Raw genomic sequence first — 25,730 nt, 5'->3', positions numbered from 1 at the left:
CTTCATAACGTAGTGATGCTCTAACAAAATATTGCTGATGCTCTAACCGCGAATCGGTGATGTCCAAATGGGCAAGTTGATGATGCTTTCAGCGTGAAATATTCAGGCAGCGACAGCTTCAGCTTCCGCTCGCCGAACACCTTATCCTTGCCCAGAAGGTTGCTACTGCGCTCATTCACCTTTACTTCCAGCACATCCGCTTGCACGGAAGCTTCCATACTCATGTCCTTCTTAATTTCTTTGTCCACGATCAGCTCCACCTCGGCCTCGTCGCCGCTGCCGCGGCTCACCTCGATCACCATGACTTCCGCCGTGACGGATACGCTCTTGAACTGACCGGAAGGGAATGCCTCCTTGGAGGCTGCCACGAGCTCGCCCGATCCCGAGCCTTCTCCCATGACCTTCGCTTCCACTCCGCCCGCTGCGCCTGTCAGCGTCTCTCCGCATCCCGCCAGCATAAGCGCCAGCAGCGATGCCGCCGCCATCATGCTGATTCGACTAACCTTACTTCGTTTCACCATATCTCGAACTCTCCTTGTCTATCCATTATGGTTCTCTCTTTAACTTGTAGCTGCTGCCCCTATTGCCTGGCACTTCTTCATTATAGGGGGAGATGAAGTCAAGCAGAACAGCCCCGCGCCCCATGCTCTGCCCAGACTTTGGTCGGGGCATTCACACATACGTGTGAGAGACATGCTCATCGAGGTGAGCCCCTTAGAGAGATGTACACGCACATCGAAAAGCCTCACACACCGCGGAATACGGCGCATGAGGCTTAAAGAAAAATAATGATGAGAACAGGATACGGCTAAGTATAGCGCGAAATCACGTTATTAAGCAGGTTGGCCACGAACTCGGGCCCGTTATGCACATCACTCTCGCTGATCACGACGCGAACGAAGCTCTCGTCCATATCCATCGCCTCCGCGAACATGCCGAACAAATTCGACGCGCGGCGATCGATCTGCAGCAGCAGCTCCACCTCCGTGACACGATTGCGTAAGAAGACCAGCTCCACCTCGTCGAGGCGTCCGGCGTAAGGACCGCCGTACGGCACCCATTCGAATTCCTGGACATAGGGGGAAGTGTCCCCGAGCTTAGGCGCATAGAGCGTCTCCGCTTCGCGAATGCGGAAGCCAAGGCGTTCGAACGCTTGCAGCACCATATTCATCGCGTGAGTCGGTACGACCTCAATATGATCATTGTCCGTCGGGTCCACAGCCGAGCGGATGTCTGCAGCCGTGTGCAGCCATACCGGCGTTCTGCCGATCGACAGCGGCGTATTCGGCGGCAGTATGAAGGAGAATGGAAGCTCCTTCTTCTCATTGGGCTGGATTGTTACCGGGGGGGTGACGCGCGCCTTCGCCAGCACGACATTCTGCTTCATCTTCGTATCGTTAACTTCCTTGATGTAATAAGTCATGACGGACACATCGATGCCATCGATCTGCTGTTCCACCGAACCGCCCTGAATGCGGACGATACCGCGTATCTCTTCTCCGGGCGCGTAAGCCGACTTCTCCGTCAGCGTATCAATCTTCGCCGCACCAATTCCGACACTTGCCATCATTCGATTGAAAAAAGACATAGACGACTCTCCTTCTTCTCCATGAGTGAATGGTTCAATCCTTCAGCATTCTGGAAGTATTCTGACAACATTCTTGCAGCATGGACAGCTCTAGCACGAAGCAATTGCTGGCCGCCGCTGCCAATCTTGATACTCTATTCTCTATAGCATCACACCCTTTTATCATACCAAAAAGCCCGCCGAATTGGCGAGCATTAATCATGGCAGGCTGTCTGATTGTCGCTACCAAGCGAACGCTTGCTTGCGACCTTCAATGCTCGCAAGCAGTTGTTATTGTGGTACATTCGCATAGCTAATGTTCTACTGTAATGCGCTGGCAAGCGCATTGATTGCGTCTTTCCGCGCTTGTGCCTTGGCGCTCTCGTACTGAGCGGCCCAGCCCGGCATCTGCTCTTCGCTTAGGCCCGCTTCCGAATAAGCGGACTTGGCTTCATTCAGCAGCGTTGTGAAGCTGCTGTCGCAGTTGGCTTCCGCCGCGAACACCTTCACGAGGAACTTCTTCTGGATCGTATCCAGCGTCGCATCGGGGTCTTCCGCCAGCTCCGCTGCGATCTCCTGCACCAAGCTGTCGCTGGTTGCCTTGCAGGATGCGCTCAGCTGCTCCATCTTCGTCGTAATGGCGGCATCGATCTCGCGCTTCGCCTTCTCTTGCTCCTCGGCAGAGGGCTGCTCTGTTGGCTGGGGTGTCGGCGTCGTTCCGGGCGATGACCCGCCTCCGGAGCCGTCAGAGGGAGACGGCGTCGCTTCCGGCTTGGCGGTAGCGTCTGTACCGCCGCCAGACGTGCCGGGCTTGGCGGTTGCCGCCCCGCCGTCACCGGATGTGACGGGCTTGGCGGTTGCCGTCCCGCCGTCCCCAGATGTGCCGGGTATGGCGGTAGCGCCCGTGCTATCGTCTGTCTGCTGGCTTTCTCCCGGCTGGCCGGAGACACCTCCGCCATCATTCCCGCTGCCATTGGAGCCATTGTCCGAAGCGTTATCGCCCGAATCGGCGTCAGTGGAGCCGTCCCCGTTGCCGTTATCTGTCCCGTCTTCCGGCTTGGAGGTAGCATCCGCTCCCCCGTTCTCCTCAGCAATCGCCGACTTCAAATCCCTCACTTCATTCAGCTTGTTGTACAGCCTCACTCCTCCGAAAACAAGAAGTCCTATAACCAGGAGCGAGGCGATTGAGATTAGTAGTTTTTTGTTCAAAATTAGTTACTCCTTACTATTCTATAGCCTCTCGGCATTCGCCGAGGCTGATGGAACAAGTGTATCCTTGTATCATCAATCGTGCCTCCCCCTATTTCGTAGAGGGACTACTTCATTAAATACCTTTTCGCATTATAGTTTCTATTCTAGGAACCCGCTCCTCGAGAAAGACCAATCCTGAGAATAAATTTACCGAATAGGTGAATAATTGAAGCGGACAGCTATTTATGCCATTCTTTACGGCTTCGATTTTGACGATCTTCCTAACTTCGAAACTTTCTACGATGTCTTAAAGCGCCTTTAGGCTGAGATAGACAAATATTAATCCGATTAAACAATGCAAATGCAAGAATAAACGAAAAAAAAGACGAGAGAGCGTCTACCGCAACACCAGGCAGAGTCAATTATCTCGTCACATGGATAATGCGCCATGCAGAGATCAAACAACAGTTTTACCGGATCCCTAGTTCTAATTCTTCACATAAAGGTTCATTTGAAAATTGGTAGGTCTGGACCTATTTGAATATGGTTTTATTCACCATCGTTTCCAGTTAATAACGCACACTATCTCCACATTCACTTATTCAGACCGACTTTAAATCCGAGTGTCTATACATAGAAGCATTGCTATTGAACCTTAATATAAAAATCTCTATTTATACAAGCACATCAAGTTATTTTGCCGATTTTCGCTCAGCGAAAGTTGAGAAATTATGACCCCTTAATTTCTCATGGTGTATAACTATTTTGGAATTTCCAACTTTCTTCTAATATCCTTTATAAAAAGTTCAATTTCATCAATTTTAAAAAGAGACAAGGCAGTAAAATATATGATTCCTCCTACCAATATCGATAAAAGCACCGAAAAACCTTCATTCACCATTGATGATAAATATAAGAAACAAGCCTTAGCTCCTAACCCCATAATAATCGCAGAAATAAATATTTTCAACACAGAAATACTTACACCATTCATTCCAATAGAACCAATTTTTTTCTTTAAACTACCAAATAATAATACAGAAGTAAATATTGCGGAAATACTTGTCGCAAGAGCCAAGCCACCTAAACCTAAGAACTTTGACAAAACAATATTCAATATAATATTTACCACAACACCTATTACAGCATTTATCATAGGTGTTTTTGTATCTTGAAGAGAATAAAAAGCCCTTGCAAGTAATTCTCGGAATCCAAAACCGATCATTCCAATTGAATAAAAAAATAAAGCAGAGGATGTCATTATTACTGCACGTTGATCAAAAGCACCTCTGTCAAATAACAAAGATGTCAGTTCTTCAGAAAATAGCATGCTGCCAAATGATATAGGAACAACCAATGCGGAAATTCCAATAATTGTTTTTGATACGATTTTTTTAAAGCCAACAATTTCACCACCAATTGTTAACTTTGATAACATAGGAAATAAGACTAGAACCACTGGCAATATTAAAACTCCCTGGACTAATTCATTTAACCTACTTGCATAGTTCAGGGCAGAAATTCCACCTTCTCCTAACCTAGATGCTATATTTTTATCAACTAACATATTTAATTGATTAACAGATGTTCCAATGATAACCGGAATTGCGGTAAAAAGCATTTTTTTTAGTTCTGGATTAAAAGGTTTCAAATATACTTGATGGTTATAGCCTTCTCTTCTAATTGAAGGAATCATTATCAAAATTTTAGATAAAATCCCCAATAGAAACCCATAAGCTAGTACTTTAAAATCAAGCATTGGACTAATAACTATTGTAAGAATTATTACCACATTTAATATGAGACCATTCAAGACAGTAATATTATGTCTATCATTAACTTGCAAAAAACCACTCATTATTGCAACGATACCGTTCACATAAATAGCAAATATGGTTACTTTAGTTAATACAGTCGCTTGCACTAGTGTCTGTTGGTTAAAACCAGGTGCTAATAAAGAAACTATTTCTTCAGTATATAATATACTTGTAGTAACCAGAATCGTACAAACAACGAACATAACATTTATTAAATTACTAGTAAATCTATTTGCTGATTCTCTTCCATTCGTCAGCTCTATTTCTGTATACATCGGAATATAGCTTGAAATAATTCCTGCAGATAGTATTCCAAAAACCAGGTTTGGTATGTTTACTGATATTAAATATGCATCACTGATAGAAGTTGCGCCATATATATACGATAAACTTATTTCTCTTCCAAAACCAAAAAGTTTAGAAATAATCGCAATCAATGTGACAGAAAAAATTATTTTTTTCATTATTTAACTCTCTCAACTTTACTTGAAGTTACATCTTTTCCTAAAATAGATCTTAGAATAAGCATTATTAGAATAGGTATAATTATTTGACTAAATAAAGGTGATAATAAGTTTGATAGGTCCGCTCTTATTGAATAAATGACAATAGGAATGAAAGCTATATATGAAACTAAGTATAGAATATTTTTAGAACTCTTCAAATACAATAATTTTATAATTAAGCCTAGAATCATAAACCATATCATCACACCAATTAGCCCAAAATTCATATATCCTTCTCCAACCATAGTAAATCCCTGGCCTCCACCACGGCTTACTAGTCCCATATAAAATGAATTATTAAACCAGCCTACAGGATTAATAACTTCAGAATTTAATAAAAATTGTGGAACAAACACCCTCTTAAAATCCCACCAGATCGTCTCGCCCATAAAAAAATCCCATTGATTGGAGTTCGTTAATAACACGAGCAAATTTCTCGAGGCTGAAATAAATTCACCTGATAAAATCTCACTGAATGTTGGTAATGTAAATGGCTCTAAACCTTTATTACTAACTAGTACATTTTTTAAACCACCAAGAATTGGTATAGACAACATTCCAATTACTCCATAAATGGCTAACTTAACTTTAGGTATTTTTTTGTAGACTGTATCAATTAAAAAAATCGTAATCAAAACATGGCGATACAAAAAGTCTCTTTCACCGCTTATCAGAAAAGCTAATACAATCCATATTGTTGTTAAAACTACTATTTTAACAGGGAGTTTTTTATTATTTATCATTTCATTACTAATAAAAATAGCGTAGACCAGTGTGAAAATCGAAAAAAACGCTCCAAATTTAATGAACACAGAATTTGATAAACTTATCTCATATTTAGAACTTAAACCATTCAAGTAAATATATAGAACATAGATACATGTAAACAAAAATGTAATAATTAATATAATCTGTAGAATCAATCTGAAATTTCTAATTGGTACTTTGATTGATTTTATTTCCCTCTTTTTAGGACCAATAGTAATTATAAAGGCTATTAACGCAAACCATTCTAGTGAAATCACTTGAAATGTATATCCATTATCAGGTGCTTCTCCCATATGAACCAATAATGGATATGATATAGAATAAAGCATGTAAAGAGGAACAAACCAAGTGAATGGATGAAGTAAATCGAACCTCACCTTAACCATAACTGTTATTGTTACGATGAAAAAAGATAATATAGCAATAAAAGTATCTTTACTAACAATAATTAAAAAAGAAAGAATCGTAATGAATATGAGTAACATCATCCAATTGGAAACTACTATTCTATTATCAATATTCACTTCGGATTTAGTACTTATTTTATCTGTACTAATCATATATAGCACCTACTAAATTTCCTGTTTTTTGAGCAACTTAATCAGTAAATCGCAGTAAGAAAAAGAATTCTTATCTTATAAAATGTCTCGTTACATTAACTTCTCCTTAGAAAGAGTATTTTTCTTTATTTCATAGACTATAGTAGTATAGAAATTATTTCTTTTTTTATCTAGTAATACAGAATCAAAATTCTTAGCCATTTCAAAATTTTTATTTGCTTCTTCTATTAGGTGAGTTTGTTCCCGATTTAGAAATCTGATTTTATTTGCTAACTCAGAAAAGTCCCCCTCCTTAATCCGATATTTCTTGTCTATAATACTTTTTAATCCGCCAGCATTTGAAGATACTACTGGACACCCTCTTGACATTGCCTCGACAGTCGCTCGCGGCATACCTTCGGTTAAACTTGGTTGTATATAGAGATCAATACTATCTAACCATTTGAATACATCATCTCTCCCCGGTAATACCCCCAAAAATTCAACACGATGTTCAACATTGAGCGACTTAGCTAATTTTGTAAGCCAACGATGATCTCCTCTACCTACAACTTGAAGTTTGTAGTGATTCTCCAGTTGCTGTAATGCTTTTATTCCAGTATCAATCCCTTTTATTTTATTATGAGTATATCCTATTAAACCAATTGTAGTTATTTCTTTTTGATTAATGATTTTCTCTACACGTTTAGTTAATACAGAGTGATCAATATCAATTTTTGCACTTGGACAAATCAAATATTGCCCTTTAGTGGGGTACCTTTCTAGTAAATAATGATCCACATAATGCACAAAAGATGCATTTCTAACCATTTCCTTCATCATTGACATTATTATTGGTGCTGAGATTCTTCTAAACTTAGAATCCATATATTTCAAGGTATCAAATACACATCCACCAACATAGGCAATAGTTGGTTTATTATATTTTTGAGCCTTTTTATACGCTAAATACCCATTAATACCAAAACACATTACAACATCACTTTGCCTTATTACGTCATCAAGGATAAAATTTAACCTTTTAAAATTATTAAAGCTGTTTTTACCGCTTGTAAACGAATCAATTAAATGAACTTGATACTTTTCTGAAACTTGACTACTTGATTGTTCATGCGGACTATTACGAGCAATAAAAGTTATATCATCAAAATGTTTAGATACTGTAGAATAATGTTGTACATTTGCTCCACTATAATAATATTCATCATTTTTATTGCTGAAACCATTGTCAGTTACAAAAACGAGTTTCATTCTATTCCACCAATCCCAAGTAAAATTCTTGAAGCCATTTGTAACTGTCTTCAATATCGTATCCACTATTCTTAATTTCTGCATAAGTGTTTGTACGATCATATCTATTTCTATTAACGCGTTGGAAGATAGCTTTCGCCCATACATCTGGAGATTTGGACAGTGAAACTTGCTCCACATTACCTGTAATTAGTGCTTCTTTTGGAATTGTATCGGCAACAACACAAGATAAACCAGAGGCTTGAGCCTCTATAAGTACTATACCAAGCCCTTCATATACTGATGGAAAAACAAACATATCCATTGCTTGAAATAGTTCTGGGATATCTGAACGTACACCAGTAAAGATAACATTATTGTCCAATCCCAAATTACAGACTCTCATTCGTATCGTATCTTGCAGTTCTCCTTCTCCAACTAACAACAAAATGGCATTTTCATCTTTTTCGTGCACGTTCTTAAAAATATCAATTAAAAATTGGTGATTTTTAGAATAGTGAAATCTTCCAACATGACCAATTACAAACTTATCTTCAACTCGCAACTCATTTCTTACCCTATTTCTAACAACATTATTATAAACAAATCTCTTTGCGTCTATAGCATTTTTAAGAATATTGAAATTTTCTTTTTTACAAATCCTTTTACCAAACAACCACTCACCAGCAGTTTTAGTACAAGCAAAGAAATAATCTGCAACATGTCTGATCGGATACTGTAATATATTTTTAGCAATAGCTGACAATCCATTTCCTGACGACGTACTATGACTATGAGCAATTGTAATCAAACCATATTTTTTGGCTGTTCTCAGGTAGATTGATGCTGTGCTTCGAACATGACCATGTATTATTTTATACTCAGGGTGTTTTTTGAAATAGAAATGCCAACTCTTTAAATAAAGTGAATGATTTGTTCCTTTATAAGCTGGTACACGAAAGATCTTTCCTCCCAGCTTATATATTTCGTCATCAAAAGCGCATTTATCTTCAGTGTGAACAATAAAATCAAACTGAATTTTAGAGCGATCCATATTACGATATAAATTCATTATCATCGTTTCTGCTCCGCCCCGATTCATTTCAGCAAAAACTTGTAAAATTCTAATTGGGTTTGGCATCACAAATACTCCTTGTACCACTCAACTGCTGCCATTATCCCTCTTTCGAAGCTCCATTCTGGGTTGTATCCAAGCAATTCTTTCGCTTTACTAATATCAGCATTACTATGCTTAATATCACCTTTGCGATCAGGTCCAAAAATAGGTTGAATGTCTTTACCTAATGCATTCAACAACACCATATAAATATCAATTAAAAACTCTCTTCCGCCGTAAGCAATATTATAGGCCTGTCCCGCAGCTTCATGTGAAGCAGTACAAGCTTTAAGGTTAGCTTCAATTACATTTTCGATGTATGTAAAGTCTCTGCTCTGGTTACCGTCACCATTAATTATTGGAGCCTCATCATTAAGCAATTGTTTAATAAATTTTGGAATGACCGCTGCATATGCCCCCTCAGGATTTTGCCTTCTACCAAATACATTGAAATACCTTAAACCATACGTATCAAGTCCATATAGCTTTGTATACAATTTCCCATATTCCTCATCTACCCTTTTGGTAAGGGCGTAAGGAGATAATAGGTTACCTTCTCTTCCTTCTGTTTTAGGAAGGTTTGGCTCGTCTCCATATACAGATGAACTTGATGCATAGACAAACTTTTCAACCCCAGTTTGCCGAGCAGCTTCCATCATATGCAAAGTACCTTTTATATTTACTTCTTCATAAAACAAAGGCATCTCAATACTTCTTGGAACACTTCCCCATGCAGCTTGATTCAATACATAATCGACTCCATCACAAGCTTTAATACATGTGTCAAAACTACGAATATCACCTTCGATAAATTCATAATTAGAATTATCTAAAAACTCTTCTACATTTTCTTTTTTTCCAGTTGAAAAGTTATCAAGCCCTCTAACTCTATAACCTAATTTAAGGATGGCTTCTACTAAATTAGAACCAATAAACCCAGCTGATCCAGTAACTAAAAACTTACTACCCTCTGGAAACTTAATATTTTCATAACCCATATTTATAACCTCCAATATACAAACCCAGCATTCCTTGCTTCTTTTATATTAAACATTCCTTTCAGGTCTATTAGTATACAATCATCTCTATTTATATTAAACTCAGATGCTGCTGCTGATTCGTTCATAGATTCAAAATTAACATATCTATTACGTGAATACATCATTTTTATTTCTTCTAATTGAATAGTTTTAAATTCATCGTGTGGAACTGCAAAGATTACTGCATCCATTTCTTTTATATCCTTTAATTCACATAGTTTTAATTTATACTCACGCCATAGATCCTCTTTATCTGCTTCAGGATCCACAACTTTACTGTCTACTCCGAACTCTTTTAGTTCTTTTATAATATCAACAACTTTTGTATTTCGAACATCGGGACAGTTTTCTTTAAATGTAACACCAAATATGGCCACTTTCGCACCATTTATTTGTTTATTAACTTTAATCATTTCCTTTACTGTACTTTCTGCAACATATTTACCCATATCATCATTTATTTTTCTTCCAGCAAGTATGATTTGAGAATGATATCCCATTTGTTCTGCTTTATACGTTAGGTAGTAAGGATCAACTCCAATACAGTGTCCACCAACTAGCCCCGGAGTGAAATTAAGGAAGTTCCACTTTGTCCCTGCTGCTTCAAGTACTGATTTCGTATCAATTCCCAACTTATTAAATATAATTGAAAGTTCATTCATAAAAGCAATATTTATATCCCGTTGTGAATTTTCTATGACCTTCGCTGCTTCAGCTACTTTAATACTTGCCGCTTTATACACACCAGCTTCAACAACTAATTCATATACTTTTGCTACAATGTCTAATGTTTCCTCATCTTGTCCTGCTACAACTTTTATTATAGTCTCTAGTCTATGAATTTTATCACCAGGATTTATTCTTTCGGGAGAATATCCAACTTTAAAGTCAACCCCACACTTTAGACCAGATTCTCTTTCTAAAATAGGAATGCATACATCCTCCGTAACACCTGGGTAAACAGTAGATTCAAAAACTACTAAAGATCCTTTTATTAGATTTCTACCTAATGTACTACTTGCATTTTTTAATGGAGCTAAGTCTGGAGTATGATCTTCTTTTACAGGCGTAGGAACTGCAACTATGTGGAATCTTGCTTCTCTAAGTCGTGTTTCATCTGAAGTAAAATCAACTGTAGTTTCTTCTATTATTTTATTTCCAACTTCTTTTGTAGGATCAATACCTCTCTTGTAACAATCAATTTTTTGTTCATTTACATCAAAACCAATCACATCTGCTTTTTTAGCAAAAGCCACAGCAATAGGCATGCCAACGTATCCTAACCCAATGAGTGAAATCCTATCTTTTTTATTGACTATACTTTCATATAAGCTCATTGCTTTATCTCCTTAATTATAACTGCATTGTTTGCATAATCATTTTATTAACAATCTTCACATCATACTTTTCTCTAGCAATCCTAACACTTTCAACTCCCATATTCTCACTAATATCATGATTAATAACCAGTTTCTCCATCCTTGCAGTTAATCCATGAATATCCTTTACTTTCACTAAATACCCATTAACTCCTTCAATAACTGTCTCTCTACAACCTGGCGCATCACTCGTAATGATTGACCTCCCCATTGCCATAGCTTCCAGTACAGTTTTAGGAGTTCCTTCATGATAGGATGGTAATACATATGTACTACATTTAGAAATAAATGGCCTAACATCGCTTTGCTCCCCAAAGTACTCAATAACCCCTCTCGCAATATAAGGTGTTAACTCTTCAATTTTTAATGCGGATGGATTACTATCAAATGGTCCTACGAGTAAACAACGAACTTCCGGATACTTACTTTTTATTTCTTTACAAGCTTCTAAGTATTCCATAATCCCTTTATCTTTAATGAGTCTACCAATAAAGAGGAATGTTGGCTGTTGTGGCATTGGAGCGGGTTTAAATTTAGTAAGATTAACTCCAGATCCATTAATAACGGTAGTTTTATCATCCTTTATTAGTCCGTACTGTACAAACTCTTGTTTATCATCATGATTCTGAAAAAATACTTTTTTACTGCATTTACAAGCAACCCAATATTCAAATTTCATTATTATCTTTATTATGTTCTTCTTGAAACCATTCCCTCTTAAAATTGAACCGAGTCCAGCAATTAAAGGAAAGACTTCAGATATGCCATTTAATCTTGCAGCTATACTTCCATATACAACAGTTTTAGCTTGATATGCAAAAACTCTGTCTGGGCGCTCCTCTTTCATAAACTTATGAAGTGCCAATATAGTTCTTAAATCTTTTAACGGATTCATTCCATTTCGTTCTACGTAAAGTTGTCTATATTCAATATTGAGTATTGCAAACTCATTTTTCCAGTCAGATTCAGGTTCAGAACCTAAAGCAATAACGGTATGTCCTTTTTCTGTAAAATCTCTCATCATATCCATACGAAACCAAAGTAATGATAACGTATGGCTAGAAAGTACAGCAATTTTCATCACTAATGCTCCTACTCGCAAGTCTAATTTTGCTATCGCGCGAAACAAATACCATATTACCCCATTCAACTCCTGCTTTATAGTACTTTTAACTAATCCCCCAATTAGATCTGCACATATGGCCAGCTAAGTCTATGACAATAAATGTATACCAACATCTTCTATTGGTTTTTATGAAACCCAAAATCTTTGCTTTTAGCTACTTCCTTATTTAGGCTACTCCAGCCTTCTCTTACCCCTTCGCTTTTAAGAACACTTAAAATAGTTCCAAAAAAACAACGAATATCCATCCTTACTCCAAGCTTCTCTACGTACTCTCCATCAAGCTTTGCTTTTACTTCAATAGGAATTTCATCCCGTCCATTGATTTGTGCCCAGCCAGTCAAGCCTGGATAAATATCATTGGCACCGTATTTGTCACGCTCTTCAATTAGGTCGTATTGGTTCCAGAGGGCTGGACGTGGACCAATAATACTCATTTCGCCTTTTAGAATATTGATAATCTGAGGCAATTCATCAAGACTTGACTTTCGGAGGAACTGGCCTAGTTTTGTAATATAAGCTGTAGGATCTTGCAGCATATGTGTGGGAGTTTCTTTAGGCGCATCAGTACGCATAGTTCGGAATTTTAAAATATAGAAATGCTTTTTATTTTTTCCTACTCGCTTTTGTTTAAAGAATACTGGACCTTTAGAATCCAATTTTATTAAGAGTGCTATAGTCATCATAATTGGAGATAAGACCACGATTGCTACAAATGATAATAGAATATCAACTATAAACTTAACACCCTTGTAAAACTTCATGTCATCACCTACATGTTAGTTTTTTGATTCAACTAGACTTCTAAGGTACTCCATCAGTTCATCTCTCAACTCATCACGCTGTAAAGCAAACTCTAACTGCGTTTTTATAAACCCTAGCTTCTCACCAACGTCGTATCTGGTGCCTTCAAATTCATAAGCATAGACCGCTTCTGTGTTGTTCAATTCAGCTATTGCATCAGTGAGTTGAATTTCTCCGCCTGCGCCTGGTTTTTGTTTTTCTAAGATGTCGAAGATTGAAGGACTAAGAATGTATCTACCTAAAATGGCTACGTTCGATGGTGCATCTTCCTGGCTGGGCTTTTCGACTAAATTCTTAACGTTATATAGCCGATCGTGAATAGCCTGGCCATCAACAATCCCATACCGCGATACCTCATCTTCCTCCACACTTTGAACGCCAATAATGGAAGATTTGTATCGATCAAATTGCTCAATCATCTGCTTCAAGCAAGGCTTTTCGGCTTGTACAATATCATCGCCCAGCAGCACAGCGAACGGCTCATTGCCAATGAACTTCCGGGCACACCATATCGCATGGCCAAGTCCTTTTGCTTCCTTTTGCCGTATATAGTGAATATCGACCATTTTGGACGACTTCTGCACTTCGTTCAGTAGATCGATTTTTCCCTTTTCCAGCAAATTCTGCTCCAGTTCGAACGAGTTATCGAAGTGATCTTCGATAGCACGCTTGCCCTTGCCCGTCACGATGATGATGTCCTCTATGCCGGACTCGACAGCTTCTTCTACAATATATTGAATGGTCGGCTTATCTACGATCGGGAGCATTTCCTTCGGCATCGCCTTCGTGGCGGGAAGGAATCTTGTTCCAAGTCCAGCTGCAGGGATGATAGCTTTTCTGACTTTCATTTTTCTCTTCCTCCATATCATTACTTAGAATGAGTTATTTCTCTTTCGACACTTCTTCATAACTCTTCCCTTGACTCAATCCGTACTTCTTTGCGATTTGAATCAATTCATCATATTGTTCAGGCGACAGCTTCTCCAGGATCAAAGTTCTAGCCTCTTTCTTCTCTTCCTGCGATAATCCGCCACTAGCCAGCTCTTGCAGAGCCTTCAGATCGTCCATGCTTAGCTCTTTCAGGAAGACTGCCGTCAGCTTCGCTTTCTCATTAACGGTGATGTTCTCTTGTACATCCTTCGCCTTCTCCGTGCTAATCTCAGGATTGTATTTACCCTCTTCACCGGGATCGGCTGAGGATGGTTGCCCCTCATCATCTGTCTCGGATACGTTGTCATTGTTTAGTGATTGTTCAGTTTCATCTGGTAATGTTTGATTGACATCGGAAGAGCTCGGGGGTGGGGTATTATTATTCGGAGAAGAATCGTCCGGATGAGCGTGATCTGCTAGTAATTCTTCCCCTAGACTGTCCGATAAGGAAGCAAGAAGCCTATCCACAACGTAATTCGCTGCGAATAGACCACCTATACCAAGAAGTATGACCAATGATGCTGTCCATATTATTACTTTTTTCCACTTGTTATGACGCATAATGAAGGCCTCCTTATGTTCTGATTGAATCAGGACACCTGCGAATAGAATGGAACGATGCGTTCAATGACGCCGCGGACAGACGCCTGGTCTTCACCCAGCACCTTCTCCAGCCGACGGAACTGCATGTCCAGATCCGACCGGCTAATCTCGATCGGCTGGCCGACGTAGATCCGCTCATGCTGGGTCGCCGTCGTGGCTTCCACTTCTGTCAGCAGTTCCTCGAACAGCTTCTCTCCTTCCCGCATGCCGGTATACTGGATCTCAATATCGACATCGGGCTCGTAACCGGATAGCCGAATCAGGTCCTGCGCCAGATCCTTAATGCGAACGGGGTTGCCCATGTCCAGGATGAAGATCTCACCGCCTTGCGCGAATGAGCCCGCCTGTATCACCAATTGCACCGCTTCCGGTATCGTCATGAAGTAGCGAACCATGTCGGGGTGGGTGACGGTGACGGGACCGCCTGCGGCAATCTGCTGCCGGAAGCGCGGGATGACGCTGCCGCGGCTGCCCAGCACGTTACCGAAGCGTACCGCTACGAATTGGGTAGTGCTGGATTCATTCATGCTCTGTATGTACATCTCTGCAATGCGCTTCGTCGCGCCCATGACAGAGGTGGGATTAACGGCCTTATCAGACGAGATCATGACGAATCTCTCCGTCCCGTATTGATCCGCGCAATCCGCCACATTCCTTGTGCCGAATACGTTGTTCTTCACTGCCTCGCTCGGATTGCGCTCCATAAGCGGCACATGCTTGTGAGCTGCGGCATGGAAGACGACCTGCGGCCGGAAGCGCTGGAACACATCCTTCATTCGCTCGCGATCTTGTATGTCAGCGATGACGGTCTCCAGACAGACTTCGGGGAACCTCTCTCGCAGTTCCATCTCAATCGTATAGATGCTGTTCTCGCCGTGGCCGAGCAGCAGCAGCTTCTCCGGCTGAAATGAAGCGATCTGGCGGCACAGCTCCGAGCCGATCGACCCTCCCGCCCCTGTGACGAGTACAACCTTATGGCTCACATAGTTCAACACGCCTTGCATATCGATACGCACCGGATCGCGGCCGAGCAAGTCTTCCACTTCGACGCTGCGCAGCTTCTCCACCGCGAGCTCACCTGTAATGAGATCATTAATAGCGGGGATGATCTTCACTTTGGCGCCGGTCAGCTTGCAGACGTGAATGACGTCCTTCACTTCAGACCGCCTCGCAGATGGCATCGCGATCACAATATCATGAATATTGTACTTCTTCACGATGGAAGCGATGCAGCTTCTGTCCCCCATCACGGGATGACCGGCTACCCGCATGTTCAGCTTATAAGGGTCATCGTCGATGAATCCGATCAACCGGCTGCCCTTGAAGCGTTCGCTTGTCATTATTTCCTTGGCAATAAGCGCTCCGCAATCCCCGGCCCCTACGACCAGCATATTCGTCGCATTCTCCGACTTCTTGTACCGGTTGACCCGTATAAGCCGCCATGCGAATCTGGAACCGCCCATCAGCAGCAACATGATCTCCAAGGTGCGAGTCGCGATGGACAATGGCACCCGTTCGCCGCATAGCAGCCATGTAGCAAGATAGGACAGGACGGTACCGATCAGTATCGCCTTGCACAGCTCCACAATCTCGCCAATGCTGGCATGCTGCCAGCTTCGCTTGTACATCCTATAGAAGAACAGACAGAATCCGGATATAACGGTAGACACAAGCGCGAATATGTACATCTTCCACTCATAGGCTGGAGGGATGTCGCCGTTAAAGCGGAACATGTAGGAGACTGCGATTGCAACCCATATAATCGCAATATCCAGCGCCAGCAAGATTAACATCCTCTTCTTATAACTCATCCCATGTTCCCTCCGTATACTCTACGAGCACAACCTTGATCGACTGTTACTCCTGACTCCCGTAGTAATAGTAGTAAGCTTCTTCACTCGCTCTGCGCTTGACGTTGTTCAGTACGACGCCGAGAATTCTGGCATTGACATTCTCCAGATTCTGTATGGCCCTCTTCGCAATATCGCGCTTCACCTTGCCTTGATTGACGACCATAATGACGCCGTCGCACTTCGTGGCGACAATCTGAGCGTCCGTCACCGCCAGCAGCGGAGGCGTATCAATTAGCACGATGTCATATATTGAACGCAGCTGCGCCAGAATCGCCGTCATCCGCTTGGAGTTCATCATCTCCGAAGGGTTAGGCGGGATGTCTCCCGATGTAATGACGTCCAGATTCGGAATCGTCGTCATCTGGATCGCCTCCTCGATGGAGCACTGCTGCGCAATGGCAGAGGATAGTCCCCAGCGATTGGACAGGATGAACGTGCGGTGAGCGGTGGGCTTGCGCAGATCCGCATCGATCAGGACGACCTTCCTGTCGGATTGAGCATAGGTGACGGCGAGATTCGTAATCGTCGTCGACTTCCCTTCGCCCGGTCCTGCCGAAGTCACCATGATCGTCTGCAGCTTCTCGTCAATGGAGGAGAAGTCGATATTGGTGCGAAGCGACCGATAGGCTTCCGATATGGGCGAACGCGGATTGAGGAGCGTAATTAGCTGACGTTTACTTTTCAATCGTGACACGCTCGAATTCACCTGCCTTGTACGTTTGATTGGATACCTGCTTGCCGCCTGATTTGGCCTCCTCGGTATTCATCTTCGAGATCATGGCCAGAGTTGGCTGACCGAGATATTCCAGCACATCTTCTTCCGTCTTAATCGTGTCATCCAGATATTCGAGCAAGAACACGACGCCGACGGCAAGCATGAGCGACACCACGAATGCAATGGCAATATTCAGCGGCACATTAGGCGATACTGCGCCTGGACTCGCTTCCGGATCCGCACTGTTTAATATCGATACATTCTCCACCTTGAATATATTCTGAATCTCCTCCTGGAAGATAAGGGACACGGCATTCACAGTCTCTGCCGCCTTGCGATAGTGTATATCTTGAACAACAAGTGTCATCACTTGCGTGTTATTGACAGAGCTGACACGGATTTTGGACGCCAGCTGCTCAGCTGTCAATTCCAATCCGGGATACTGACTGGCCACCTTATCCAGTATGGCCGGCGTCTTGATAATCTCCTTGTACGTCTCGATCATCTTGATATTGGAGTTGATTTGATTAATATCAAGCTGGCCTGTTGCAAGCTGTGAAGCCGTCTGGTTAACGATAATTTTCGTCGAGGCTTCGTACATTTTGTCCTTGAAGTAGATGCTATAGATGGCCGCAGCAGCCGAGCATAACACAACAAATAGTAGTATAAAAACTAATCTCTTACGGATTATAGCGAAATAATGCCGCAATTCTAGTTCATTAGACACTGATTACTCCTCCAATTAACAAGACTAAACATCAAGGTATAGGTCGAGGGTAGCGATTTCTCAAACATAGTAACCTGAATTTCTCCAATTATCTACATCATCTAACAAAAAATCTTCCTCCCATCTGCATGAGAGGAAGATCTCGTAGAAAGCATTATTAGTTAGGGTGTACTAATAATTACTTGTTCAGAGCGCGATGAATGATAACCGCCGCTTGCGCGCGGGTAGCATTATCATTAGGAGCGAACTTGCCTTCGCCTTTGCCTTCCACAATACCGTTAGCCGCTGCGAATGCAACGCCGACCTTCAGTGTATCCAGAATGTCATCCGCATCGGAGAAGTCTGCCAGAGCCGCATCCACGTCAATAGTATCGTCTGCACCCAGAGCGCGTGCGATCATCGTCGCCATCTCGGCGCGAGTAATCGTAGCTTCAGGAGCGAATCTCGTCTCGGAACGGCCGTTAATGATGCCCGTCTCTACTGCCGCAGCAACGTAGGACGCGAACCAGTCATCAGCCGATACGTCATAGAAGCCTTCCTTCGCTGTGTTGCTCTCCAGATCAAATGCGCGCACAAGCATCTTCGCGAACTCAGCGCGAGTCACCTTGTCATCCGGCGCGAACTTGCCCTCGGACTTGCCGATAATTGCGCCCTTCGCCGCCATTACTTGAATGGAGCGTCCAGCCCATGCCTCGACGCGCGCGACGTCTTCGAACGATACCTTGTTCTCCACGACGACATACGAGGAGAAGCTCGGACGGTTCTCCACGATGCGTGTGCCCGTTACGCGTCCGCCATGGATCTCAAGCGTACCGTCCGGAAGCACCTTCGCAACAGTTAGCAGCTCTTCATCTAAGGAATCCGTCGTGTGAATAGGCAGATCCAGAATGATGGAACGACTGAATTCAGTCGTGTTCTCTCCGCCTACCGATAGATTGAAGTCATAGATGGCAGATGCAGCCGGCAGTCCGCCTACGATGCCTTCTTCCGCTTCGGTCCAGTCAATATCGAGGTCAAGATCGTCGCTGAATGTGCCGCCGAACGGAATCGTCAAGCCAAGTCCGTTCACCGTCACGTTGACGCCGTTCACGATTGTGCCGACAGCTGCATCGATGATCTCCTTCGTAAGAGATACGCTTACGCCGCTCTCGCTTACTTCGCCAATCTCAATGTTCAGGCTAATGGGAGCAAGCTCGACGCCGGTCGTTTCCTTCAGTTGATCCGCAACCTTCTTCACGTTCTCCAGCATCTTCACAATATCCTTCGCATCCAGCTCGTACACTTTCACGCCGTCTGCGATCTTCGCCGTCAAGTTCTTCAGCGTCGTAGCTGTCTCAATCACTTCTTGCGACTTCTCCACCGCTTCGGCGATCAGCTCGGCTTTCTCCTCGTCAGTAGCGTTCTCCAGCTTCTCCTTCAGCTCTTCGAGCTCTGTCACAAGCTGTTCTACTTCACCAGGAGCAGCTCCGCCGCCACCGACTGGCGGAACCGTGCTGCTGTCATAGATATAACTGTACGCGCCATATAACGCAAGCGCTGCATTCTCGAACAAGTCAGCGTCAGATATAGCATCCTTCAATGCGTTCATCGCATCTCTCACATCTTCCGTTGTCACACCATAATACAGGAAGATGCCTTCAATATGATACGATCCAGTAATGGAAGCCAGCGCTTCCTCCATGATGGTATTGAATCCTTCAGCATCACTCAGTAGCTGCTTCAGTTCCAGCAACGACTTGGAGCTGACGACATCTACTACCTCATCTTGCACTTTCAGGAAGTAAGCTACAATATCGTCAACGGTCAAATTATCAACTTCTGCAGCGGTAGCGATCTTCTGAAGATCGTCATGGTAATTCGTACGCAGCTCTTCAAGCTTCGTAAGATCTGCGTCATATGTAATGGCGATGGCGTCGACCAGCAGATTGCTCAAGCTTACTTTCAGATCGTCTTGTTCAGTGCCGGTGAAGCCTGATACTAACTTGTTGATGATAGATTCGGCGATTGTCTGGCGATCCGTCATGCTCAGATCTTGCATAGCTGTACGCAGCGCATTCACTTCGTCCAGGCCGTTAGTTGCGATAAGCGCGTCGCGAAGTGTCTTCACCTTATTGATGACATCCGCACTCGGGAAAGCATCTGCCGCATAGACAACTGCGCTTGCGCCGAGCTTCTCCGCCAGACCTTTATTACTGAGCGGAATACCGGCGAAAGCTGTTACTGCAAGGCTTGCCGCAATCGTAGATGCCGCAATTTTTCTTCTTAATGTCACTTTCTCTCACCTCTATATAATATTGTTGTATAATTGCACTCGCCTTGCGGCGAATGACTGGAATAATCGGATGGAACGTTCTACTATCTGAACAGCTTGGCCCACAGCCGCTTCGCCGCCCCCTTGGCGGAGTATACGGGCGGAGCCGTTATTGCGCCATCCTCCATCACCTGACGGGCGTTGCTCTGCAAGTACTCCATCCATTCCTTGCCCATGCGCGCTTCCACCGTCTCATAAGCCTCCTGCATGCGGAATCCCCGACGCTCTACATGGTGGGCGTCGGAAGACAGCAGATGAATCAGCCCCTGCTTCATGAGCGTCCATGAGGCATGCTCGATCTTCTTGCCGAATCCGCCCAGCAGCGAATGGGTCGTCACTTGCGCGCAAGCGCCGGCATCTACCAGCTCAGCCAACACTTCCGGCGAGCGGACGATGTCCGCATTGCGCTCCGGATGAGCAATGATAGGGCGTATGCCCATAATATGAAGCTCGTGAATGAGCTCCTCCATGCCGGATGGAACACGGGAGGAAGGCATCTCCAGCAGCACGTAAGAAGAATCTGCAAGCGTCAGCAGCTCAGCCCGATGCCAGGCATCCAGCAGATCGTCGTGCACACGAATCTCTTGACCGCAAGCAATGGAGACAGGAACGCCCGCATCGCGCAACCTTCCATTCATCTCGGCTGTCAGCTTACGGACATCGTCTGCTAGATTCATATAGTGGCCATTGGCGTGATGAGGCGTAGCAATAAGGGTAGTAATGCCTTCCCGATAGGCCGCCTCCGCCATCTGCAAGGTGTCATCGAACGTGGACGCGCCATCGTCGATTCCAGGTAGTATATGGGTATGTATATCGATCATATCAGTCACTTCCCGGCTTCGTACAAGTTCTACTCGTGCGTTCGACTACATTCTACCATAGGAGATGTCGATAAACATCATTTTTTCAGAGATTCGACAGATACTTTATAAATATATCCACCTTTTACAACGGTGTAAAGGTAAAAGTTAGCAGGAAAACGATTGCTCAAATAATTTGAATGGGACATTAATTACACTCTACATAGTGCTTCCGCCGCAAAAACATGGGTAATATTGGTATAGTAATGTAGAGGATAGCACTTTCTTTACAATAAAGAAATAGTATATAGGACTTAAGACATAATATCCCAACCTGCCATCAATGTCATAAATTTCAAATGTGACCGGCTGAAATATGTCGAAAATACGCAAGCGGAGTCGCGACAATCGCGACTCCGCCTTCAATGTTAGATATGGAATAATACGTCCGTATAATAATAGAAGCTTCCCGGCTCGTCCGCAGACTCTGGTGCTGTCGCAATGACATGAAGCTGGAGCGGCCGCTCATCCTTCTCCAGGGCAATCTCAAGCGGATGCGCCCCTGCCGCCAAGCGAAGAATGACAGTTCTGCTATCCGATGAGCGATGGAACGCCGGTATACATTCGGAATGTCTGTCACCCTGAAGCACCCGTTCCCCGTCCACGGTCACACTGACTGCTGCCTCGGTCTCGACAATCAACTTCATCTCCCGCTCTTCCGGAACGATTAACTGGGTATGGAACAGATAGCGGCCGGGCTCCTGGATATTCAGACCAACCGCTTCATGCAATGCATTGCCTGGCGCGGCGATTCTGACCGGTTCCCTTCCTTCCGGTCCCGCAAGCCAGCTGCCTGCAGCGATCAGTGTGAACGGGACAGTCTCCCTTCTCCAGACGGACCGATCATGCTGCCGATCGATGTGCAGCTGAAGCGAATAGACCGACTGTATCTTATCATCCGCATTCACGACTGTTGTCCATTCCATTGTAGCTCCGGGCTCCAGGTGGAACGCCCTCGCCGGCTCCGTCATCCACCCCTCCGGCACCTCCAGCTGTACCGTTCCTCTAACCGCCGTCTCCGATCCATTCCGCAGCGTAAGGACGAGTGGCTTCGCTTCTCCCGCATCGATGGCAGGACCGGCGGCGCCATAGTCGATCGTGGCTTGAATTCCCCATGCCTCTGCCGATCCTTCGGGGATACTGAACGAGACGGCAGTGAGCGCAGCGTCAGGGTGCGAAAGCCGCGGCACTTCTCTTGACTGCCAGTATGCTTCCACCTCCATTCCGGCCCGCAGCGTACGTTCTGTCAACTCATCCAGATCGCGCGGCGCGCGGAAGCCATTCACCGGAGGACTGACGACGACGCGATCGCCGACCGGCTTCACCCACCGCTCCGGTAAGCCGGTCCGCCCCGCAATAATGCCCAGAATCGCCCCTAGCGTCGCCCCCGTGCAGTCCGTATCGTAACCGCAATTGACCGCCTTCAGTATGGCGTCCCCGAAGTCTTCGCCGTATAGCCAGCCCAGCAAGGTGAAGGCGATATTTTGCGGCGCGTCCGTGAAGTTGGGATGGCCGTGATGGCTCAGGATCAGCTCCCTCGCTTCCTTCCAGCTTCGACCCTCCTCGTGCCAGCTCAACAAGTCCTGCACCGCCCGAGCCGTTCGGCAATCCTCCGGCATATAGGACAGCCCCTTCTGGATGAGGTGATCACGGTCACCGGTGACGAATGCCTCGCTCTGAATCGCGGCGAAGAACATCTCGCCGTAGACGCCTTCCCCGCCCGCATGATCGACAATCGCATCCTGATAAGCGTAATAAGCCGCTACATCGGGATTGCCCGGCGCCACCATCGCCCAGATCTCCGAACGAATCGGCGAGCCCATGCAATCTTTGAACGGATTGTTGAAGCTGCCGGATACCGGAGCGTGCAGTCCGCGCCTCAGATTCGCCAGCGCATACCCATACTCGTCGAATGGGAAGAAGATATGATCCGCCCATTCCTGTCCCAGTTCTCTGGCCGTCAGTCGCGGGCCATACTGCTCCAGCGCATGAAGCCAGACAAGCTGCATGTCCAGGTCGTCATTTTCCAGCGGCTCGTCCGGCAGCACCGGATAATCGGTCAGCTCCAGCAGCTCCTTGCGCCCTTCGACGGGAACGCCCAGCGTCCCTCCGATATTTTTGCCCAGCCAACCTCCATACACCTTCTCATACAGTTGCTCTTGCGTGAATCTTCCTGCCATCTCGTCCTCTCCTCCCGCACTGGTGTGCTATAATGACTCTAATTCGAGCATATAGGCTCCGTGCCTGCATGAGAATAGACCGTATTAAGATCCGCACGCCGAATAATCGTAAAGGTGGACATTCCAAAATGAAGCACTATTCCCTGTCAAGCTTGTCCGTACTGGATGTGAAATGGGCCAACTACCATCGAGGGGACGAGCTGTTCTATCAACGGACGCACGAAAATCCGCACTATCAGTTAATTCTCGTCATGAACGGCCCCGTCTACCTGCAGGCACAGGACGAGCAGCTGACCTTGTCTGGCGGAGACGTCTATCTGTTAGCGCCATGGGAAGCGCATTCCGGCTGGCGCCGTATTGGAAGCGACGCCGGATTTTTCTGGATTCAATTCACAGGCCCGCTGCACGAGCTGCCCTCGGAAGATCTGGCCGCAGGGCGGATCGCGTTCACCGAAGAAGAGAGTGAGCTGAGGGACAATGACGGCAATAGCGTCAGCCTCATCCTGCCCAAGCGCTTGCGTATGCTCAAGCGCTTCCAGCTGGCAAGCCTGTTCGAGGAGCTGGCGGAGGAATTGGCGGAAGCGAGAGGGTATTACCGAATTCGGGTGCAAAGCATCTTGTGGAGCATACTGGAACGAATCGGAAATCAGTGGCTGAGCGATTGTCATATTCATGAGGAAGCGTCCTCCTCCTTCCTCTTGTATCGCCGCATCGTCAATTATATTGATGAGAATCATGGCGAACCGATAGACAAGATACAACTGGAGATCGCCGTCGACCGCAAGTACGAATATATCTGCTCCATCTTCCGGAAGTATGCGGGCACGACTATCACTTCGTATACGCACCGGCTGCGTGTCGGCAAGGCGAAGCATCTGCTGCAATCCACCTCGCTGTCTGTCTCCGCGATTAGCGAGCAGGTCGGATACAAGGACCCCTACCATTTCAGCCGTATATTCAAGAAAGCGACAGGTCTGTCGCCCATGCAATTCCGCGGGTCACGCGATTAGCTATGCGCTACGTTAAAGCAGCAGCAAACTACTCTTCACCCTTAATCACAATTCGTGTACAATGAGAATGCTTGAATAGCTGCCTGAGACTTTTCATGTGTTGATGCCCAAGTTTTAAGAGCTTGGGTATTTTCTTCTGAAGGGAGAGCTATGCTAGCAATAGAATGGAATGGTTGAATTGAATGGTTAAACAAGCTATAGACAAGGTTGAGGTGTTCACGTTTATATGAAGAGAAGAATATGGGATATCGTGATGATCATGATTGGCGCACTCATCTTCGCATTGTCCATCAATCTGTTCGTTATTCCCAATGAGCTTGGCGAAGGCGGAGTCGTCGGCGTCACTATTATATTGTATTATATGTTCCAATGGTCGCCGAGTCTGGTGAACTTCGTTCTTAACGCGATCCTGCTCATCGTCGGCTATCGCTTCCTTGACCGCTCTACAGTCGTCTATACGATTCTGGCCGTCGTGTTCAACTCCGTCTTCCTGCACTTGACGAAAGACTGGAGCATTGATTCCAACGAGCTTATTATCAACGCGATATTCGGCGGCATCTTCGCCGGCGTCGGAATCGGTCTCATTATCCGCTCAGGCGGTACGACAGCCGGCACCACCATTCTCGCTCGTATCGCGAATAAGTATCTGGACTGGAACATCAGCTACGCGCTGCTCTTCTTCGATCTGATCGTCGCCTTCTCTTCCTACTTCATCATCGGGGCGGAGAAGCTTATGATTACGATTCTTATGTTATATGTGGGAACGAAAGTGATGGACTTCCTTATCGAAGGACTGAATCCGAAGAAAGCGGTCAATATTATATCGCGCCATCACCACGAGATCGCAAGCCGCGTCAACGTGCAGATGGATCGCGGCGTCACTGTCCTCTCCGGCCAAGGCTATTATACGAAGGAAGCCAAGAACATTTTGTATATCGTCATCAGCAAGCAGGAAGTATCCAAATTAAAAAAAATCGTAAAAGAAATCGACAAGGATGCGTTCATCACCATTCACGACGTCCGCGACGTATTCGGCGAAGGCTTCATCGATATTACGAAGTAGATCAGAGCCCGCAGAACCATCGACACGCTTCTGCAGGCTTTTTTGCTGTTCGCTCCTCCTAGCACATCTGGCTCGAACAAAAACACGATTGCGTCTTGCTCGTACCCTACCTTTTACTCTTATATTAACTTTCACGCTTACACTAACTTTTTACTCTCTCACTAACTATACTGACTGTCACTTCTGCTCTTACTCTAACCTTATGATCTTGCGAACTATACCGACTCAGTAGCGTTGCATAAAAACTAACACAATAATTAATCTGAATTGTCAGAAAATAATTTCCCGTGGACAAAGGCCAAAAACGTTAGGGGTCTTCATGTCAGATAGCCAGTGTCCATTTGGTAATATTTGGTGTCAAAGAGCTGCATTATTG

The 25,730-nt window shown here is 44.6% G+C and carries 21 protein-coding genes; 2 read left to right on the top strand and 19 right to left on the bottom strand.

Going from position 1 to position 25,730, the window contains the following annotated elements:
- Positions 1–20 precede the first annotated feature (20 nt).
- From ACFQ2I_RS20165 to ACFQ2I_RS20075, 19 genes are all read right to left on the bottom strand, one after another.
- Positions 21–521, bottom strand: coding sequence for a hypothetical protein (locus ACFQ2I_RS20165; protein WP_377567463.1), 501 nt, complete (start codon positions 519–521; stop codon positions 21–23).
- Between the two features lie 287 nt (positions 522–808).
- Positions 809–1,588 carry a sporulation protein gene (locus ACFQ2I_RS20160; protein WP_377567461.1) on the bottom strand — a complete coding sequence of 260 codons (780 nt, stop codon included), beginning with the start codon at positions 1,586–1,588 and terminating at the stop codon, positions 809–811.
- A gap of 300 nt (positions 1,589–1,888) precedes the next feature.
- Positions 1,889–2,776: a hypothetical protein gene (locus tag ACFQ2I_RS20155; protein WP_377567459.1), complete on the bottom strand. Its 888-nt coding sequence runs from the start codon at positions 2,774–2,776 to the stop codon at positions 1,889–1,891.
- A gap of 742 nt (positions 2,777–3,518) precedes the next feature.
- Positions 3,519–5,039, bottom strand: a complete 1,521-nt coding sequence (murJ, locus tag ACFQ2I_RS20150) for a murein biosynthesis integral membrane protein MurJ (protein ID WP_377567457.1) — start codon at positions 5,037–5,039, stop codon at positions 3,519–3,521.
- The gene (locus tag ACFQ2I_RS20145; RefSeq protein WP_377567455.1) at positions 5,039–6,409 is read right to left on the bottom strand and encodes an O-antigen polymerase; all 1,371 of its coding nucleotides are present in this window, start codon (positions 6,407–6,409) and stop codon (positions 5,039–5,041) included. Before ACFQ2I_RS20145 ends, murJ begins: the two co-directional genes overlap by 1 nt.
- Positions 6,410–6,499: 90 nt before the next feature.
- Positions 6,500–7,660, bottom strand: a complete 1,161-nt coding sequence (locus ACFQ2I_RS20140) for a glycosyltransferase (RefSeq protein WP_377567453.1) — start codon at positions 7,658–7,660, stop codon at positions 6,500–6,502.
- A gap of 1 nt (position 7,661) precedes the next feature.
- Positions 7,662–8,780: a glycosyltransferase family 1 protein gene (locus tag ACFQ2I_RS20135; RefSeq protein WP_377567451.1), complete on the bottom strand. Its 1,119-nt coding sequence runs from the start codon at positions 8,778–8,780 to the stop codon at positions 7,662–7,664.
- Positions 8,780–9,754: an SDR family oxidoreductase gene (locus tag ACFQ2I_RS20130; protein ID WP_377567449.1), complete on the bottom strand. Its 975-nt coding sequence runs from the start codon at positions 9,752–9,754 to the stop codon at positions 8,780–8,782. The genes ACFQ2I_RS20135 and ACFQ2I_RS20130 overlap by 1 nt, the downstream gene beginning before the upstream one ends.
- Before the next feature lie 2 nt (positions 9,755–9,756).
- The gene (locus ACFQ2I_RS20125; protein ID WP_377567447.1) at positions 9,757–11,133 is read right to left on the bottom strand and encodes a nucleotide sugar dehydrogenase; all 1,377 of its coding nucleotides are present in this window, start codon (positions 11,131–11,133) and stop codon (positions 9,757–9,759) included.
- A gap of 16 nt (positions 11,134–11,149) precedes the next feature.
- On the bottom strand, positions 11,150–12,256 hold the full coding sequence (locus ACFQ2I_RS20120; protein WP_377567445.1) for a glycosyltransferase family 4 protein: 1,107 nt from the start codon (positions 12,254–12,256) through the stop codon (positions 11,150–11,152).
- Between the two features lie 161 nt (positions 12,257–12,417).
- Entirely contained in the window at positions 12,418–13,062 is a 645-nt protein-coding gene (locus tag ACFQ2I_RS20115) for a sugar transferase (protein WP_377567443.1), read from the bottom strand.
- A 15-nt stretch (positions 13,063–13,077) separates the two neighbouring features.
- Entirely contained in the window at positions 13,078–13,950 is an 873-nt protein-coding gene (gene galU, locus ACFQ2I_RS20110; protein WP_377567441.1) for a UTP--glucose-1-phosphate uridylyltransferase GalU, read from the bottom strand.
- A 34-nt stretch (positions 13,951–13,984) separates the two neighbouring features.
- Positions 13,985–14,593 (bottom strand): hypothetical protein, encoded by a 609-nt coding sequence (locus tag ACFQ2I_RS20105; protein WP_377567439.1) that lies wholly within the window; start codon positions 14,591–14,593, stop codon positions 13,985–13,987.
- A 29-nt stretch (positions 14,594–14,622) separates the two neighbouring features.
- Positions 14,623–16,446 carry a polysaccharide biosynthesis protein gene (locus ACFQ2I_RS20100; protein WP_377567437.1) on the bottom strand — a complete coding sequence of 608 codons (1,824 nt, stop codon included), beginning with the start codon at positions 16,444–16,446 and terminating at the stop codon, positions 14,623–14,625.
- A gap of 46 nt (positions 16,447–16,492) precedes the next feature.
- Entirely contained in the window at positions 16,493–17,182 is a 690-nt protein-coding gene (locus ACFQ2I_RS20095; RefSeq protein ID WP_377567435.1) for a CpsD/CapB family tyrosine-protein kinase, read from the bottom strand.
- Positions 17,163–17,930 (bottom strand): YveK family protein, encoded by a 768-nt coding sequence (locus ACFQ2I_RS20090; RefSeq protein ID WP_377567433.1) that lies wholly within the window; start codon positions 17,928–17,930, stop codon positions 17,163–17,165. The genes ACFQ2I_RS20095 and ACFQ2I_RS20090 overlap by 20 nt, the downstream gene beginning before the upstream one ends.
- Positions 17,931–18,108: 178 nt before the next feature.
- Positions 18,109–20,202 (bottom strand): S-layer homology domain-containing protein, encoded by a 2,094-nt coding sequence (locus tag ACFQ2I_RS20085; protein WP_377567431.1) that lies wholly within the window; start codon positions 20,200–20,202, stop codon positions 18,109–18,111.
- 83 nt (positions 20,203–20,285) lie between these two features.
- Complete coding sequence (locus tag ACFQ2I_RS20080) at positions 20,286–21,062, bottom strand: tyrosine-protein phosphatase (RefSeq protein WP_377567429.1); 777 nt, start codon at positions 21,060–21,062, stop codon at positions 20,286–20,288.
- Between the two features lie 407 nt (positions 21,063–21,469).
- On the bottom strand, positions 21,470–23,281 hold the full coding sequence (locus ACFQ2I_RS20075) for an ADP-ribosylglycohydrolase family protein (protein ID WP_377567427.1): 1,812 nt from the start codon (positions 23,279–23,281) through the stop codon (positions 21,470–21,472).
- A gap of 128 nt (positions 23,282–23,409) precedes the next feature.
- Here ACFQ2I_RS20075 and ACFQ2I_RS20070 point away from each other — a divergent pair, with 128 nt between their 5' ends.
- A complete protein-coding gene (locus ACFQ2I_RS20070) occupies positions 23,410–24,291 on the top strand; it encodes an AraC family transcriptional regulator (RefSeq protein WP_377567425.1) in 882 nt (293 codons plus the stop codon).
- Positions 24,292–24,517: 226 nt separating this feature from the next.
- Positions 24,518–25,354: a YitT family protein gene (locus ACFQ2I_RS20065; RefSeq protein ID WP_377567423.1), complete on the top strand. Its 837-nt coding sequence runs from the start codon at positions 24,518–24,520 to the stop codon at positions 25,352–25,354.
- Positions 25,355–25,730: the final 376 nt, after the last annotated feature.

The organism is Paenibacillus chungangensis (assembly GCF_042675905.1).
Lineage (GTDB): Bacteria > Bacillota > Bacilli > Paenibacillales > Paenibacillaceae > Pristimantibacillus > Pristimantibacillus chungangensis.
The sequence above is the reverse complement of the archived record's forward strand: the minus strand, read 5'-3'. Positions and strand labels throughout refer to the sequence as shown.

Excerpts from the sequence above, each read along its gene's own strand:
- ACFQ2I_RS20130 (WP_377567449.1), bottom strand. The coding sequence starts at position 9,754 with ATGGGTTATGAAAATATTAAGTTTCCAGAGGGTAGTAAGTTTTTAGTT.
- murJ (WP_377567457.1), bottom strand. The coding sequence starts at position 5,039 with ATGAAAAAAATAATTTTTTCTGTCACATTGATTGCGATTATTTCTAAA.
- ACFQ2I_RS20125 (WP_377567447.1), bottom strand. The coding sequence starts at position 11,133 with ATGAGCTTATATGAAAGTATAGTCAATAAAAAAGATAGGATTTCACTC.
- ACFQ2I_RS20100 (WP_377567437.1), bottom strand. The coding sequence starts at position 16,446 with ATGAGTTATAAGAAGAGGATGTTAATCTTGCTGGCGCTGGATATTGCG.
- ACFQ2I_RS20065 (WP_377567423.1), top strand. The coding sequence starts at position 24,518 with ATGAAGAGAAGAATATGGGATATCGTGATGATCATGATTGGCGCACTC.
- ACFQ2I_RS20075 (WP_377567427.1), bottom strand. The coding sequence starts at position 23,281 with ATGGCAGGAAGATTCACGCAAGAGCAACTGTATGAGAAGGTGTATGGA.
- ACFQ2I_RS20160 (WP_377567461.1), bottom strand. The coding sequence starts at position 1,588 with ATGTCTTTTTTCAATCGAATGATGGCAAGTGTCGGAATTGGTGCGGCG.
- ACFQ2I_RS20120 (WP_377567445.1), bottom strand. The coding sequence starts at position 12,256 with ATGAAAATTGCTGTACTTTCTAGCCATACGTTATCATTACTTTGGTTT.
- ACFQ2I_RS20165 (WP_377567463.1), bottom strand. The coding sequence starts at position 521 with ATGGTGAAACGAAGTAAGGTTAGTCGAATCAGCATGATGGCGGCGGCA.
- ACFQ2I_RS20115 (WP_377567443.1), bottom strand. The coding sequence starts at position 13,062 with ATGAAGTTTTACAAGGGTGTTAAGTTTATAGTTGATATTCTATTATCA.
- ACFQ2I_RS20140 (WP_377567453.1), bottom strand. The coding sequence starts at position 7,660 with ATGAAACTCGTTTTTGTAACTGACAATGGTTTCAGCAATAAAAATGAT.
- galU (WP_377567441.1), bottom strand. The coding sequence starts at position 13,950 with ATGAAAGTCAGAAAAGCTATCATCCCTGCAGCTGGACTTGGAACAAGA.
- ACFQ2I_RS20135 (WP_377567451.1), bottom strand. The coding sequence starts at position 8,780 with ATGCCAAACCCAATTAGAATTTTACAAGTTTTTGCTGAAATGAATCGG.
- ACFQ2I_RS20080 (WP_377567429.1), bottom strand. The coding sequence starts at position 21,062 with ATGATCGATATACATACCCATATACTACCTGGAATCGACGATGGCGCG.
- ACFQ2I_RS20145 (WP_377567455.1), bottom strand. The coding sequence starts at position 6,409 with ATGATTAGTACAGATAAAATAAGTACTAAATCCGAAGTGAATATTGAT.
- ACFQ2I_RS20105 (WP_377567439.1), bottom strand. The coding sequence starts at position 14,593 with ATGCGTCATAACAAGTGGAAAAAAGTAATAATATGGACAGCATCATTG.
- ACFQ2I_RS20070 (WP_377567425.1), top strand. The coding sequence starts at position 23,410 with ATGAAGCACTATTCCCTGTCAAGCTTGTCCGTACTGGATGTGAAATGG.